The organism is Mycobacterium sp., from assembly GCF_049802695.1.
In the GTDB taxonomy this organism is placed as follows: Bacteria; Actinomycetota; Actinomycetes; order Mycobacteriales; family Mycobacteriaceae; genus Mycobacterium.
In genome coordinates, this window is record NZ_JBARMY010000440.1 from 1 (window position 1) to 13,490 (window position 13,490).

The window sequence follows — 13,490 nt, forward strand, 5'->3', positions numbered from 1 at the left end:
GGTCCGGCCGGGCTGGCCGCCGCTCAGCAGCTCACCCGCGCCGGGCACAGCGTGACGGTATTCGAACGCGCGGACCGCATCGGCGGGCTGCTGCGCTACGGCATTCCTGAATTCAAGATGGAAAAGCGTCACTTGGAGCGGCGGCTGGACCAGATGCGGGCTGAAGGCACCGAATTCCGCGCCGGCATCGACGTCGGCGTCGACATCACCGCCGAACAGTTGCGCGCCGAATTCGATGCGGTGGTGCTGGCCGGCGGCGCCACCGCCTGGCGGGACCTGCCCATCCCCGGCCGCGAACTGGAGGGCGTATACCAGGCGATGGAATTCTTGCCGTGGGCCAACCGCGTGCAGGAAGGCGACGACGTGCTGGCGGCCGACGGAGAACCCCCGATCACCGCTAAAGGCAAGAAGGTCGTCATCATCGGCGGCGGTGACACCGGAGCCGACTGCCTGGGGACCGTACACCGGCAGGGCGCCGCGAATGTGTACCAGTTCGAGATCATGCCGCGTCCACCGGACACCAGAGCCGAATCCACCCCGTGGCCCACGTACCCGCTGATGTTCCGGGTCTCTTCGGCGCACGAAGAAGGCGGCGAGCGGCTGTTCTCCATCAACACTGAGGAGTTCGTCGGCCGGGACGGGCGGGTCACTGCGCTCAAGGTGCACGAGGTGGCCATGGAGGGTGGCAAGTTCGTCAAGGTCGAGGGTTCGGAGTACGAACTCGAAGCTGATCTGGTGTTGCTGGCGATGGGATTCGTCGGACCCGACAAGTCGGTCTTGCTGTCAGAGCTGGAAGTCGAGCTCACCGACCGGGGTAACGTCGCGCGCAGCGAGGACTACGAGACGTCGGTGCCGGGTGTCTTCGTTGCCGGCGACATGGGCCGCGGTCAGTCGCTGATCGTGTGGGCGATCGCCGAGGGCAGGGCCGCCGCCGCCGGCGTGGACCGGTTCTTGATGGGCCGCAGCGCCTTGCCGGCCCCGATCAAACCCACCACGGCAGCGCAACGTTAGTCACTTCTATCACTCGCGAAACATCCATTACGGTCCACGGCGCGTCTTACCTCGTTTGCCAAAAGCTAGGTGTCTAATACTTCGTTAAGGGCGCCCGTCGATCGGCAGGGTGATGTGGGGCCCGGGTTGATAGAGCACCCACAGGAGTCACCGTGCACATGAGTCCGATCGTTCGGTCGCGAATGGGCCGAATCGCCTGGTCATGGTTTCGGCACCCAGTCAAAAGTCGCGAATTCCCCGCCCGGCACGAGCGTCTGATCACCGCTGAGGAGCTGGTGCGTTTCGGGGTATGACCGGAACTCGCGCCTGGCGCCGCTGACTCGAATAGTTTGCTGACCATGCTCGAAGCGGTGTGCGGCGGAGCTGGGACGGATCGGTAAGCCATGACTTTGTCCAAGGCCGACGTTCGCGCCGTCCTCGACATCTACCTGCGCGCCTGGATCACCCAGGACCCGGAGCTGATTGTCAGCATCTTCACTGCGGCGGCGACCTACCACGAGCGGGTATTGAAGGAGCCGATTCGCGATCGGAGCGGGATCAGAAAGTATTGGCAGAAAAAGGTCGTCACAGAGCAGGCCAACATCGAGGCCGAGTTGCTCAACCTCTACCTCGACGGCACCACCGCCATCGCCGAATGGGAGGCCCGCTTCGACGATCTCGTGGCAGGCTGCCGCAAGCGGATGCGCGAGGTCGCCATCCTCGAGTTCGACGGCGAGGAAATCGCCAGCCTGCGCGAGTACTGGACGTCTGAGCAGCTGAACTGACTAACCCAGCAGGCCCGAATCGCGGATCGCCTCGGCCAGCGGCTCGAGGACAGCGGGGTCGTGTGGCGTCGGTATGTAAACGATGCCCAAATTCAGACCTTCGGCGGCCAGTGCGGCGGCGTCGTCGACGACCTTCTGGTAGTTGCGGTTGTCCTCGAGACGCAGATGCGCCGATATCAGAATTTCTTTCGGGTCGCGGCCGATGTCGGCGCAGTGCGCGGCCAGTACTTCGCGCTTGCGGGCAAATTCCTCGGGCGGGCCGCCGACGAAGTTCCAGTGCTGGGCGTAACGAGCGGTGATACGCAACGTGCGTTTCTCGCCGCTGCCGCCGATACAGATCGGCGGGTGCGGCCGCTGCGGCCCTTTGGGTTCATTGCGCGCGCCTTTGAGCTGGTAGTACTTGCCGTCGAAGTCGGTGGTCTCTTCGCTCAGCAGGCTGGTCAGCAACTCGCAGGCCTCTTCGAACCGGTCGAAGCGTTCCTTGATGCTGCCCAGTTCAATGCCGTACGCACCGGACTCCTCCTCATTCCATCCGGCACCGATGCCCAGCTCGAGGCGACCGTTGGAGATGACGTCGAGCGCTGCGGCCATATTGGCCAGCACCGCGGGGTGGCGGTAGTGGATGCCGGTGACCAGCGTGCCGAGCCGCAAGCGCCTGGTGGCCTGTGCCAGCGCGGTCAGCGTGGTCCAGCCCTCCAGGCAGGGCCCGGTGCTGTCGGAGAAGATCGGATAGAAGTGGTCGAAGGTCCAGCCGGATTCGTAGACCTCGATGCCGTCGGCCGCCTTCCAGACGGCCAGCATGTCGGACCAGGTGGTGTTCTGCGGTGAGGTTTTGAATGCGAAGCGCATACCTCGACCGTAATCCTCCCGGCCGGCAGCGTCTTGCCCGCTTGGCGTCGTCACCGGTCAGGGGATGCCCTGGCGATGGGCGGGCGGGCACACTGAAGCCATGGATCCTGTCATCGCGCTTCGACAGATCGCCTACTACAAGGACCGGGCCCGCGAGGACTCGCGCCGGGTGATCGCCTACCGCAACGCCGCCGACATCGTCGAGGGGTTGGACGACGCCGAACGCGAACGGCACGGCCAAGCCGAAAGCTGGCAGTCGCTGCCGGGCATCGGACCGAAGACAGCGAAGGTCATCGCGCAGGCCTGGTCCGGCCGGGAGCCTGATGTGCTGGTCGAATTACGCGACGCGGCCCGCGATCTCGGTGGCGGTGAGATCCGCGCCGCCCTGCGCGGCGACCTGCACCTGCACTCCAACTGGTCCGACGGCTCGGCGCCCATTGAGGAGATGATGGCCACCGCGTCGGCCCTAGGCCACGAGTATTGCGCGCTGACCGACCACTCGCCGCGCCTGACCATCGCCAACGGGCTGTCGCCGGAACGGTTGCGCCGACAACTCGACGTGATCGACGCGTTGCGCGACCAGTTCGCGCCCATGCGCATCCTGACCGGCATCGAAGTCGACATCCTCGACGACGGTGAGCTGGATCAGGAGCCCGAGCTGCTTGATCGGCTGGACGTCGTGGTGGCCAGCGTGCATTCCAAGCTGTCGATGGACTCAGCGGCGATGACCCGGCGGATGGTCCGCGCAGTGTCCAACGCCCAGGTCAATGTCCTCGGGCACTGCACCGGCCGGTTGGTCGCGGGTAATCGCGGCATCCGGCCGGAGTCGAAGTTCGACGCGGAGGCGGTTTTCGCCGCGTGCCGGTATCACGGCACCGCCGTGGAGATCAACTCTCGACCGGAACGCCGCGATCCGCCCACCCGGCTGCTCAATCTGGCTCTGGAACTCGGCTGTGACTTCAGCATCGACACCGACGCGCACGCGCCGGGGCAACTGGACTTCCTCGGTTACGGGGCTCAGCGCGCAATGGACGCGGGCGTGCCCGTCGACAGGGTGGTCAACACCTGGCCTGTCGACAAGTTGCTCGCCTGGACCGCGTCCTGAGGGAATGGATGGGCTGGCGGGTCGGTCAATCCGGTAGATGGGGCATCTCCAGACCACTGTCCTGGCCCACCAGCACCGCCGTGGTCAGTGCCGATTTTCCGTAGCGCCGGCGGACCTGGTCGATCGTCGCCTCGATGGCCGGTGAGCGGGTCTGGGCATCGTCGAACGGCAGCACGAGCTGCTCGGCGCCGCAGCGATCGATGTCGGACACGGCGAACCCGATCAGGGTCAATCCACGCTCGGCCCTCAACGGCGCCGCAACGGCAACGAGCCGGCGGGCAGCGGCCAGGATCGACTGAGTCGACGACGTCGGCCGCGGCATCGTCAGCGAGCGGGTAGCGCGGCTGAAGTCGTCGAACCGCAATCGCAGGACGACCGTGCGCCCGGTGCGCCCCGCTGTGCGCATCCGGCTGGTGATCCGGTCGATAAGCGCGATGACCACCGCGTCGATTTCGGCGGCCGACATGTCGTTACCCGCGCGGCCCAGTGCGCGTTGCGCACCAACCGACCGCCTTCGCACAGCAGTGGTCACCCGGCGGCGGTCGATGTTTCGCGACAGCATGTAGAGCTGGCGGCCCATCGCCTGCCCCACCATGGATGCCAGCGTCGACTCGCTGAGCTCGGCGACATCGGCGACGGTGTGCAGACCGTGGACATGCAGCCGCTCGGCGGTCTTGGCGCCCACCCCCCACAGCCGGCGTACCGATAGCGGATGCAGGAAGGCCAGTTCGTCTGCCGGTGGCACCAGCAGCAGTCCGTCGGGCTTGGCCTGCTGGCTGGCCACCTTGGCCAGGAACTTCGTCCGGGCGACGCCGACGGTGATCGGCAACCGGACCCGCTCACGCACGTCGGCGCGCAGCCGGGCAGCGATCTGCACCGGTGTGCCCGAGACCCGCAGCAGTCCGCCGACGTCCAGGAACGCCTCGTCGACCGATAGCGGCTCGACTACCGGTGTTGTGTCGCGAAACACCTGGAATACCGCATCACTGGCCTGCATATAGGCGTTCATCCGGGGCGGCACCACCACCGCGTGCGGACACAGCCGCCGGGCCTGTGCTCCGCCCATCGCCGTGCGTACGCCGAACGCCTTGGCCTCGTAACTGGCGGCCAGCACCACCCCGCCGCCGACCAACACGGGCCGGCCGCGCAATGCCGGATCATCGCGCTGCTCGACGCTGGCATAGAACGAGTCGAGGTCCGCGTGCAGGATTGACGCCGCCAGCAGTCCTGAATGTCCTGAGCACACGAACATATGTTCGCACGTTTTCCCGGCAGGCGCCGTTGCCCCGCGTTCAGTCGGCGATACGGACCGCGTCGACTTGGCTGTAGATGCTGCTGACCCAGATGTGGGCCAGCGTTTCGACCACCCGGTCCTTGCTGACCGCGGGCTGTTCGGCGGACAGCGTCGCCATCATCATCCGTTCGTTCATCTGGTTGAGCGACGTCGCCAGGTCCGCCGCCGGGATGGTCTCGGGCGCGGCACCCCGGGCCCGTTCGGCGCCGATCATGACCGCCGTCTGATCGATCCACCGCTGCATGAAACCAGACCACACCGCCCGGATCTCCGGGCTGGTGGCCAGCGCCTCGGTACCCGCCCGGGCCACCGCCCGCTGCGAGTCGAACGCGGTGAAGAATGCGTTGATGCCGTTGCGCCAGATCTTGCGGGGGTCGGTGGGCAATCGCTGAACCGCCCCGTCGAATTCTGAGTCAGCGCGCGCGATCAGCGGCTCGAGCAGTGAAAGCAGCACCGCCTCTTTCGACTTGAAATAGAAGTAGAACGTCGGCCGGGAAAGGCCGGCGCCTCTGGCCAGGTCATCGACGGAGATGTCGGCGAAGGAGCGGTCCTCCAGCAGCCGTTCAGCGGTGGCGAGGATGGCCTGTTCGCGGTCGTCGCCCGAGGGACGCGTGGAACGTCGGCCACGAACAGCGCGCGTCGAGCGGGCGGCAGTCACGACGTTTACTTTACACGGCGTCGAATTACTCGACACCGTGTTGACTCAATCAACATGGTGTTGATAGCTTGGCCGTTATGACTGAACACCTTGATGTTGTCATCGTGGGCGCCGGCATCTCCGGCATCAGCGCGGCCTGGCATCTCCAGAACCGCTGCCCGACCAAGAGCTACACGATCCTGGAACGCCGCGACGACCTCGGCGGCACCTGGGACCTGTTCAAGTACCCGGGCATCCGGTCGGACTCCGACATGTTCACCCTAGGTTTCCGGTTCCGGCCGTGGACGTCGGCCACCGCGATCGCTGACGGTCCGGCGATCAAGGAGTATCTCAAGGAGACCGTCGCCGAGTCGGGCATCGACAAGCACATCCGCTACCGGCAGCGGGTAGTCGCCGCGGACTGGTCTGACGCCGCCAACCAGTGGACGGTGACGGTTGAGCGCGACGGTGAACAGACCCAGATCACCTCGTCGTTTGTGGTCGCGTGCAGTGGCTACTACAACTACGACGAGGGGTACAGCCCGGAGTTCCCCGGTTCGGAAGACTTCGAGGGCACCATCATCCACCCGCAGCACTGGCCGGAAGACCTGGACTACGCCGGTAAGAAAGTCGTGGTGATCGGCAGCGGCGCCACTGCGGTCACCTTGATTCCCGCGCTGGCCAACTCCGGTGCCGGACATGTCACCATGCTGCAGCGGTCGCCGACCTACATCGGGTCGCTGCCCAACCCGGACCCGTTCGCGGCGCGGGTGAACAAAGCCCTGCCGACCAAGCCGGCCTACGCGTTGAACCGCTGGAAGGCGATCCTCTTCCAGACGGCGCAATACCAATTCAGTCGGCGTTTCCCGCAGTACATGCGAGAGACGCTGATGACGATGGCGAAGCGGCGGTTGCCCGCCGGCTACGACGTGGAGAAGCACTTCGGTCCGAGCTACAACCCGTGGGACGAGCGGCTGTGCCTGGCGCCCAACGGCGACCTGTTCCGCACCATCAAGAAGGGCCAGGCAGATGTCGTCACCGACTACATCGACCGGTTCACCAAGAGCGGAATCAGGCTGAAGTCGGGGGAGGAGCTGGCAGCCGACATCATCATCACCGCCACGGGATTGAACCTGCAGCTGTTCGGTGGCTCGACGATCCGGCGTAACGGCGAGCCGGTCAACTTGCATGACACGATGGCTTATAAGGGCATGATGCTGACCGGTCTGCCGAACATGGCGTTCACCATCGGCTACACCAACGCCTCCTGGACGCTCAAAGCCGACCTGGTTTCGGAGTTCTTCTGCCGGGTGCTCAACTACATGGACAGCAAGGGCTTCGACAAGGTGGTTCCCGGCCAGCCGGGCGACGACATCGAAGAGCGCCCATTGATGGACTTCACGCCCGGATACGTGCTGCGGGCGCTGGACTATTTGCCGAAGGCGGGTTCGCGCACACCGTGGCGGCTCAAGCAAAACTACCTGTTCGACATCGGTTTGATCCGGCGCGGGAAAGTCGACGACGAGGCGTTGCAGTTCTCCAAGCAGCGCGCCGCCGTCGCGGCTTGATCCCGCTCAGACCGTAGCCGAGCCGGTAGCGGCGACGACGACGATGCCGTCGTCGTCGCTGTGGGCAATGTCGCCCGGCACAAACGTCACACCACCGAGGTCGACGGTGACGTCGCGTTCACCGGCTCCGGTCTTGCTGCTCTTACGAGGGTTGGTTCCCAGCGCCTTGATGCCGATGTCGATGCCACCCAGCGCCGCCGCGTCCCGCACCGCTCCGTGCACGATCAGCCCCGACCAGCTATTGGAGCGGGCCAACTCGGCGACGACATCACCGACCAGGGCCGTGTGCAGCGAGCCGGCGCCGTCGATCACCAGCACCCGGCCGGCTCCCGGCTCGGAGAGCACCGACTTCAACAGGGCGTTGTCTTCAAAGCAGCGCACGGTGCTGATCGATCCGGCGAATTGGGTCCGGGCGCCGAACTGGCGGAATTGAACGTCGCAGCTACGAACGTCGGCTCCGATGTCGTCGACGAGATCGGCGGTGGGCCGGAAAGTCACGGTCACCGTGACATGCTAGCGGCGATCGCGAGCGCGGCGGGAAGCCGGGCTAGCGGGTCGCCGCCATAGGGCTAGTAAGCGTGTTCAGCTACCGCGCTGGCGCAGCTGCCGGATCAGGAGCAACGCCAACAGGCTGACCGCGATGGCGACCGCCAGCGGCACCGGGGAGCGGCCCGCTGACTGCAGCGCCGACTGCGGGACCACCGGGTTGTCCGCCGTCTCGACCGTCGACTTCGCCCGCGCCGCGGCCTGTTTTGCGGCAGCGACGACCTGCCCGTTGGTGTCGGCGGGCGGGTTATCGGACGGCTGCGGGGCGGCAGCTGGAGCGTTCTTGTCGGCCGCTTTCTCCGGAGCCGCTTTAGCCGGCGAAGCCTTCTTCGCCGGAGCTTTCTTGGCGGGCGCCTTTTCCGTCGGAGCTTTCTTGGCCGGGGCCTTCTGGGCCTTCTTTGCGGCTTTGGCCGGGGTTTTCTTCGCCGGTGTCTTCTTGGCCGGCTGCGGTGGTGTCTCGTCGGACGAGGCGGACCTCTTGGCGGCCGGCCGGTTCTCGGTAGTCGGCGGCGGAGGCGAAGGGACTGCCTTTTCGGCAGGCGGTGCAGGCGGCGGAACCGGCTTACCGGCGGGCGGCCCCGGCGCGGCCTCGGGTGCGTCGCCAGCGTTGGCCTCGGGCCGATGTTGTGGGTTCGCCATTTGGCTGCTCCTTTGCAGGTTCTCGCCAGGTACACCAGTCGGGTATTGCAGCAGTCGAAACCATCATGCCAGGAGAGGCGGGGGACTCGGCGTGAACCCGGCCTGACCGCTTGTCGTCGATGTCAGGCTCGTCTGCGCAGCGCCACCCACAGTCCGGCGGCGGCGACCACCATCAGGCCACCGACGGCGAACGGCCACACTGAGGTGCCTCCGGTCGAGGTACGGCCGGCATCGGCCGGGGGGCCAGGTTCTCCAGTGCCCGCGACGCTGAGCCGGAACGACCATGACCCTGACACGGGGTGCCCGTCCGCGGACGTGACCCGGTAGTGCACGGTGTAGGTGCCTGTCGGCCCGAGCGGTCGGACAGCCACACTGAGCACCGCCCCGGCTACCCGCGGTTTGTCGGAGGACCACAGGTGTGCGTCGGGCCCGACGACGGTCATCGCCGCGAAGGTCGTTTGCAGCGGCTCGTCGAAGGTGGCACTGACCCGGTCCGGCCCGACGGTGAGCGTGGCGTTTGCGTCCGGAACGGTGGCGATCCGAGTGGTATGCGCGAACGCGACTCCGAACCCGACCGTGCCGGCCAGCGCCGCAGCCACGAGCAGTGCCGCTGCGACGCGCACCACACTGGTCACGATCGGTGCGCTCACAAGCGCGCCGCCACCGTCAGCCCAATCCGAGCCGTGCGACCAAGTCGGCGTCGATGCCGTCGAGTTGCCGTGAGATGGCGGCATGTGCGGTTCGGCGGCGCCCGCCGGGCATGTGCTCTGCGGCGGTGGTGGCCGCGGACAGGTCACTGAGCCGTTCGGTGATGGCCGTGACGAACTGCTTGGTCTCCGCGTCTTTGGGCTTCTTCTCCTGCACGATGCGCAGCGACTGCTCTGCCCCGGCGATACGGGCCGACAGGCGAGCGCCGTAGCCGGAGAACTGACCGATCTGGGCCAGTGGGATCCCGAGTCGATCCGCACGCCGTTGATCGATCAGACCGCGGACCGCGGTGGCCGCGCGGTAGGCCACCGGCACCACGATCGGCGCCAGCAGGCGGGACACCGTCAGCACACGCCTGATCCGGGTGGGGGACAGCAGCTTGCCTTCGCGCACCGCTTTGAGCCGCGTCTCAGCGGCTTTCAGCGCCGCGCGGTCACTGTCGCGTCGAGCTTTCAATTGGGCGCGAAGCGCCTTGGCCTCTGCTTGGTGCGCAGACTTGATGCGACGCGTTTCGTTCTTCGCGGCCAGTTTCGCTTCGAGCTTGGCTCGGGCCTTGATGGCACGGGCTTCGGCACGCCGTATCGCACGGCTCTTTCGCTTTCCGAACAGCCCCATCCCCGGCCGCCTCCTGGGTTTCTCGTCGACTATCGCGGCGCATGCGCGATCGCTGATCAACCCTAATCGGAGCCGACCGGCGTCGACCCGTCAGGTCAAGCGTCCAGGTGTTCTTTCCGCCGCAGCTCATCGACCCGGTGCACGATGTCCTGCTGTGCCTCGGGCGACAACCCGGCGGCCCGCACAGCGATACGGCGAACACCTTCGTCGCGCATGACCGCCAGCCAGGAAAACTCTTGCTCGAGTTTCTCGTAGTACTCGTCGTCGGTGAAGTACGCCGGCTTGATGCGGAAGAAATTGGCGAGCGCGGCCATGGTCGTCGACGAAGGGTTCGTGCGGTTGCCAGACCGTAGCTGGGACAGGTAGGGAGCCGACATGGTGACGCCCTCCGCCTTGAGTGCGCCGATCACCTCGGCGGAGGTGTGCGGCCCCCGGCCGGGCGGATAAACGGTGTCGAAGAGGCGGTTGAGGCGGGCAGCGAATGTGGTGCTCAACGATGTGACCTCCACCCAACGGGAGAAATGAATGAATTTAATGAGAATTTGCTGACCATCGTAGCGACAGTTCTGCCGACAACCAAGTGCAAACTATGCCTAGAATTGACCGTGCTGGGCGCTGCGGCTTACGCACGAACTACTGAACGATGCCGAGCACTGCGCGCAACGCAGAGATGAGATGTGCCAAGACAAATCTGGCAGCGCTTCTCGATGTCGTGGGCGCGTGCTGCCGGACCCGCTCAGTTCGAGACCATCGCACGTGGCGCTTGGCAACCAGCGGTCAGCACGGTGAAGGTTGTGAGTTGCATTTGCTGGAACCACTGCTGACTTCCACCGGCGGATGCCGTGCGGCGGCTGCGTCCGCGTGATCGCCAGCCGTTGCGAAGGGACACCCGTGAGTGCGATGCAGCGTTGCCGGAATGCCGCACAGCGGCCGATACAGCAGCCGTATCGCGTGGTGCCGGCTGTCCGTTTGGATTTTTCAGGCGGCGAGCAGCATGGCCAGAATCGCAGTGTCGGGATGACTGATGGGGTCGACGCCAACACGACTCACCATCGACGTAATGGTGCCGTCCGCTTCTGCCTCCACCCACGCGGCCCGGTGCTCGAGCCCGAGGTACGGCAGCCCGGGCAGCAGGACGCAACCCGAGGCCGCGCCGCTGCATTCGGGCAACGACGGCGTCGTCTCTGACGGCGGATGCAGCATCAATAGTGCGGGCGGCTGGTGGTCGGCGAAATAGCCTGGGCGGATTGCCGATTCGCCGACAACGGTTCCCTCGGCCAACACCAGCCCTACCGTTCCGGGTTCCGGAGTGTCGGGTAATTCTTCGCGAGCGCCGAAAACGGTTGTGGTGGAGAGCAAGCCGGGCAGGGACGCGACGCGGACGGCGACCATCAGGAGCTGCGCCCACTCCTTGGTCGAATCCGGCCATCGGCCGGATATCACGAAGCCTTTCAGGGCACCGCGAGAGTGGAATGGGGAAACCTCGACGGCCCGCCCTGACTCAGTGCCCATTTCGCCCTCCGAGACACCTTCTTGCGCAACAACACACCGGTGGGTCGATTGAGCCCCAGCATGCGCCAGGCATCGATTACCCGCAAGCCGACACGGCCAACCAATCTCGGTGATCAGCAAGAGCCGATCAAGATGTATAAGCGCTGACCAGCGAAGCTGCGCCGCACAGACGACAGGGCGCCGCGCACACGGCGCGACGCCCCGAGTCCGACAAATGCGCCGCTCAGCCGGAGATCAGTCCCTTGGCCTTAGAAGTGGCGGCCGCATAGCGTGACTGCACCTCCGGCCAGTTCACGACGTTCCAGAACGCCTTCGTGTAGTCGGCTTTGACGTTCTTGTACTGCAGGTAGAAGGCGTGCTCCCACATGTCGAGTAGCAGCAGCGGAACGACGCCGAGCGGGAAGTTGGTCTGGTGGTCATACACCTGGAACGTCAAGAGCCGGTCACCGAGACTGTCGTATGCGAGCACCGCCCACCCCGAACCCTGGATGCCGTTGGCGGCCGCGCTGAACTGGGTTTGGAACTTGTCGAACGAGCCGAAGTCGTGGTCGATGGCGGAGGCAAGGTCACCGGTCGGTTTGTCACCGCCGTCGGGAGAAAGCACCTTCCACCACACGGTGTGGTTGACGTGGCCGGACAGGTTGAAAGCCAGGTTCTTTTCGTTCAGCAGGATCTTGGACTGATCGTCACTGCTCCGCGCCTCGTCCAGCTTGGCGAGGGCGTCGTTCGCCCCTTTGACATACGTGGCGTGGTGTTTGCTGTGGTGCAGCTCGTTGATCTGGCCTGAGATGTGTGGTTCGAGCGCTCCGTAGTCCCAGTCCAGATCGGGCAAAGTGTAGTCAGCCACCGGGTTCCTTCCTTGGTCGATTACTTTTCAACGCGTCGTTCGCAGAGTCACCGCCACGGGCGGCCTAGCTCAGTTAACCAGTGTCAACCCTGCTCCATGCCCGCGCGCACCGCAACAACCTTTGCGATGACGCAAGGTCGGTCGACCCGGCTGATGCTGATTCAGAACAGAACGATGATGGCGAGAACGGCCAGCAGTGCCAGAGCGATCAACCCGGCCCGTACACCTGCCAGCACATAGGAGCGGCTGCAGGCCGCGGCGCCTGGGTGCCAATGCGGCGAAGACCCCGCCGACCGTGGTCCGATCGGTTGCGTTGTCACGTCGGCCTGACCTGCACGTTGAACCTGCCCCAGTGAAATGAGTCACAATTACTTTGGTGTTGGCGATCATAACCTCTTCCGGACCAAGCGCAAAGTTCGCCGCCTTCGACCGATCTGGCCTCCGGTTTTGTCCCATTATTGACGCTCGGTCACGGCAGTTCTGGGCGGCAGGCTGCGTACTGTGTCCGGCCTGCGTGCCGACTGGCCCGGCCGATCGCTCGGCGGGTGGTTAGCCGGCCAAGCAATTTCGCTCGACGGCGGGCGGGCCTGTCGATGACGCGGCCGCTCGCGCCGCCGTTATCCACAGCGGAGCGCGGGACACGCGTATTGACGCGGCGTCGACGCTGCCGGGGCAGGCCGCGGCTTGTGGATAAACCTGTGGAAACTGTGGATAGCGCGGAGTAGCTGTGCGGGTAGACACTCGCTGCGCGGCCCGCGACCGCGTGCCAAGATCTAGCCATGGACGATGAGTCGCCAGTGGCCCAGGCTGAGGTCGTCGACTTACCCGCCCAATTCGGTCCGGCTCAGTCCGGTCCCGAGAGGGTGTTGTTGGATGTGCGGGAAGACGACGAGTGGCAACGCGGCCACGCCGCCGGTGCACTGCACATCCCCATGGGACAGGTGCCGGCCCGCCTCGAGGAAATCGACGCCCAGGCCGAGCTGTACGTCATCTGCCATGCGGGCGGCAGGTCGCTGCGGGTGGCGAAGTATCTGCAGCAGAACGGGTACCGGCCGTTGAACGTAAACGGCGGGATGCTGGCGTGGGCCGGTGCGGGTCGTCCCGTCGTCACTGACGCCGGCGAGCCCGGCAGTGTGTGAACCCGGTAACCGCGACGCGGCCCCGCCCGGCGATGCCGTGGTTAGGCTGATGCCGTGATTCAGGTGTGCTCCGGATGCGGCACGCGGTGGAATGTGCGTGACCGTCAGCGGGTGTGGTGTCCCCGGTGCCGGGGGACGCTGTTGGCGCCGTCGGCGTCGGAGCCGGAGACCACAGCGCCCTGGACCGGGCGCGTCACCAACGCCGCTCAGCCGTCGGCGCGGTTGCCGGGGGGGTACCGGTGGATCGCGGTACGCC

The 13,490-nt window shown here is 65.8% G+C and carries 16 protein-coding genes and 1 pseudogene; 6 read left to right on the plus strand and 11 right to left on the minus strand.

Annotation, left to right across the window (positions count from 1 at the left end; all coding sequences use genetic code 11):
• Positions 1-1,011 (plus strand): glutamate synthase subunit beta (locus WA317_RS17700; RefSeq protein ID WP_425174274.1); only part of this gene is annotated, 1,011 nt, incomplete at its 5' end.
• 383 nt (positions 1,012-1,394) lie between these two features.
• Entirely contained in the window at positions 1,395-1,775 is a 381-nt protein-coding gene (locus tag WA317_RS17705; protein ID WP_425174275.1) for a nuclear transport factor 2 family protein, read from the plus strand.
• On the opposite strand, the gene WA317_RS17710 is transcribed toward WA317_RS17705, so the two are convergent.
• On the minus strand, positions 1,776-2,624 hold the full coding sequence (locus tag WA317_RS17710; protein WP_425174276.1) for an LLM class F420-dependent oxidoreductase: 849 nt from the start codon (positions 2,622-2,624) through the stop codon (positions 1,776-1,778). It abuts the gene before it with no gap.
• Positions 2,625-2,724: 100 nt separating this feature from the next.
• Between WA317_RS17710 and WA317_RS17715 the strand changes: the two genes are divergently transcribed.
• Positions 2,725-3,729: a PHP domain-containing protein gene (locus tag WA317_RS17715; RefSeq protein ID WP_425174277.1), complete on the plus strand. Its 1,005-nt coding sequence runs from the start codon at positions 2,725-2,727 to the stop codon at positions 3,727-3,729.
• Between the two features lie 25 nt (positions 3,730-3,754).
• Here WA317_RS17715 and dinB read toward each other — a convergent pair whose 3' ends face one another.
• The gene (dinB, locus tag WA317_RS17720; protein WP_425174278.1) at positions 3,755-4,981 is read right to left on the minus strand and encodes a DNA polymerase IV; all 1,227 of its coding nucleotides are present in this window, start codon (positions 4,979-4,981) and stop codon (positions 3,755-3,757) included.
• Positions 4,982-5,021: 40 nt separating this feature from the next.
• Positions 5,022-5,681: a TetR/AcrR family transcriptional regulator gene (locus WA317_RS17725; RefSeq protein ID WP_425174279.1), complete on the minus strand. Its 660-nt coding sequence runs from the start codon at positions 5,679-5,681 to the stop codon at positions 5,022-5,024.
• A gap of 77 nt (positions 5,682-5,758) precedes the next feature.
• Here WA317_RS17725 and WA317_RS17730 point away from each other — a divergent pair, with 77 nt between their 5' ends.
• Positions 5,759-7,228, plus strand: a complete 1,470-nt coding sequence (locus tag WA317_RS17730) for a flavin-containing monooxygenase (protein WP_425174280.1) — start codon at positions 5,759-5,761, stop codon at positions 7,226-7,228.
• 6 nt (positions 7,229-7,234) lie between these two features.
• Here WA317_RS17730 and rraA read toward each other — a convergent pair whose 3' ends face one another.
• From rraA to WA317_RS17770, 8 genes are all read right to left on the minus strand, one after another.
• Positions 7,235-7,732, minus strand: a complete 498-nt coding sequence (gene rraA, locus WA317_RS17735; protein ID WP_425174281.1) for a ribonuclease E activity regulator RraA — start codon at positions 7,730-7,732, stop codon at positions 7,235-7,237.
• Positions 7,733-7,810: 78 nt separating this feature from the next.
• On the minus strand, positions 7,811-8,413 hold the full coding sequence (locus WA317_RS17740; RefSeq protein WP_425174282.1) for a nucleoid-structuring protein H-NS: 603 nt from the start codon (positions 8,411-8,413) through the stop codon (positions 7,811-7,813).
• Between the two features lie 122 nt (positions 8,414-8,535).
• Entirely contained in the window at positions 8,536-9,039 is a 504-nt protein-coding gene (locus tag WA317_RS17745) for a copper resistance CopC family protein (RefSeq protein ID WP_425174289.1), read from the minus strand.
• 40 nt (positions 9,040-9,079) lie between these two features.
• Complete coding sequence (locus WA317_RS17750) at positions 9,080-9,736, minus strand: DUF6474 family protein (protein ID WP_425174283.1); 657 nt, start codon at positions 9,734-9,736, stop codon at positions 9,080-9,082.
• Between the two features lie 95 nt (positions 9,737-9,831).
• Positions 9,832-10,230 carry a transcriptional regulator gene (locus WA317_RS17755; protein WP_425174284.1) on the minus strand — a complete coding sequence of 133 codons (399 nt, stop codon included), beginning with the start codon at positions 10,228-10,230 and terminating at the stop codon, positions 9,832-9,834.
• Positions 10,231-10,714: 484 nt separating this feature from the next.
• Entirely contained in the window at positions 10,715-11,248 is a 534-nt protein-coding gene (locus WA317_RS17760) for a peptidase (protein ID WP_425174285.1), read from the minus strand.
• Positions 11,249-11,471: 223 nt separating this feature from the next.
• Entirely contained in the window at positions 11,472-12,095 is a 624-nt protein-coding gene (locus WA317_RS17765; protein WP_425174286.1) for a superoxide dismutase, read from the minus strand.
• A 161-nt stretch (positions 12,096-12,256) separates the two neighbouring features.
• A complete protein-coding gene (locus WA317_RS17770; RefSeq protein ID WP_425174287.1) occupies positions 12,257-12,415 on the minus strand; it encodes a hypothetical protein in 159 nt (52 codons plus the stop codon).
• Positions 12,416-12,874: 459 nt separating this feature from the next.
• Here WA317_RS17770 and WA317_RS17775 point away from each other — a divergent pair, with 459 nt between their 5' ends.
• Together WA317_RS17775 and WA317_RS17780 are read left to right on the plus strand one after the other, a co-directional pair.
• Positions 12,875-13,234, plus strand: a complete 360-nt coding sequence (locus WA317_RS17775; RefSeq protein ID WP_425174288.1) for a rhodanese-like domain-containing protein — start codon at positions 12,875-12,877, stop codon at positions 13,232-13,234.
• A 54-nt stretch (positions 13,235-13,288) separates the two neighbouring features.
• Positions 13,289-13,490, plus strand: a pseudogene (locus WA317_RS17780) (DUF4328 domain-containing protein); the annotation flags it as partial.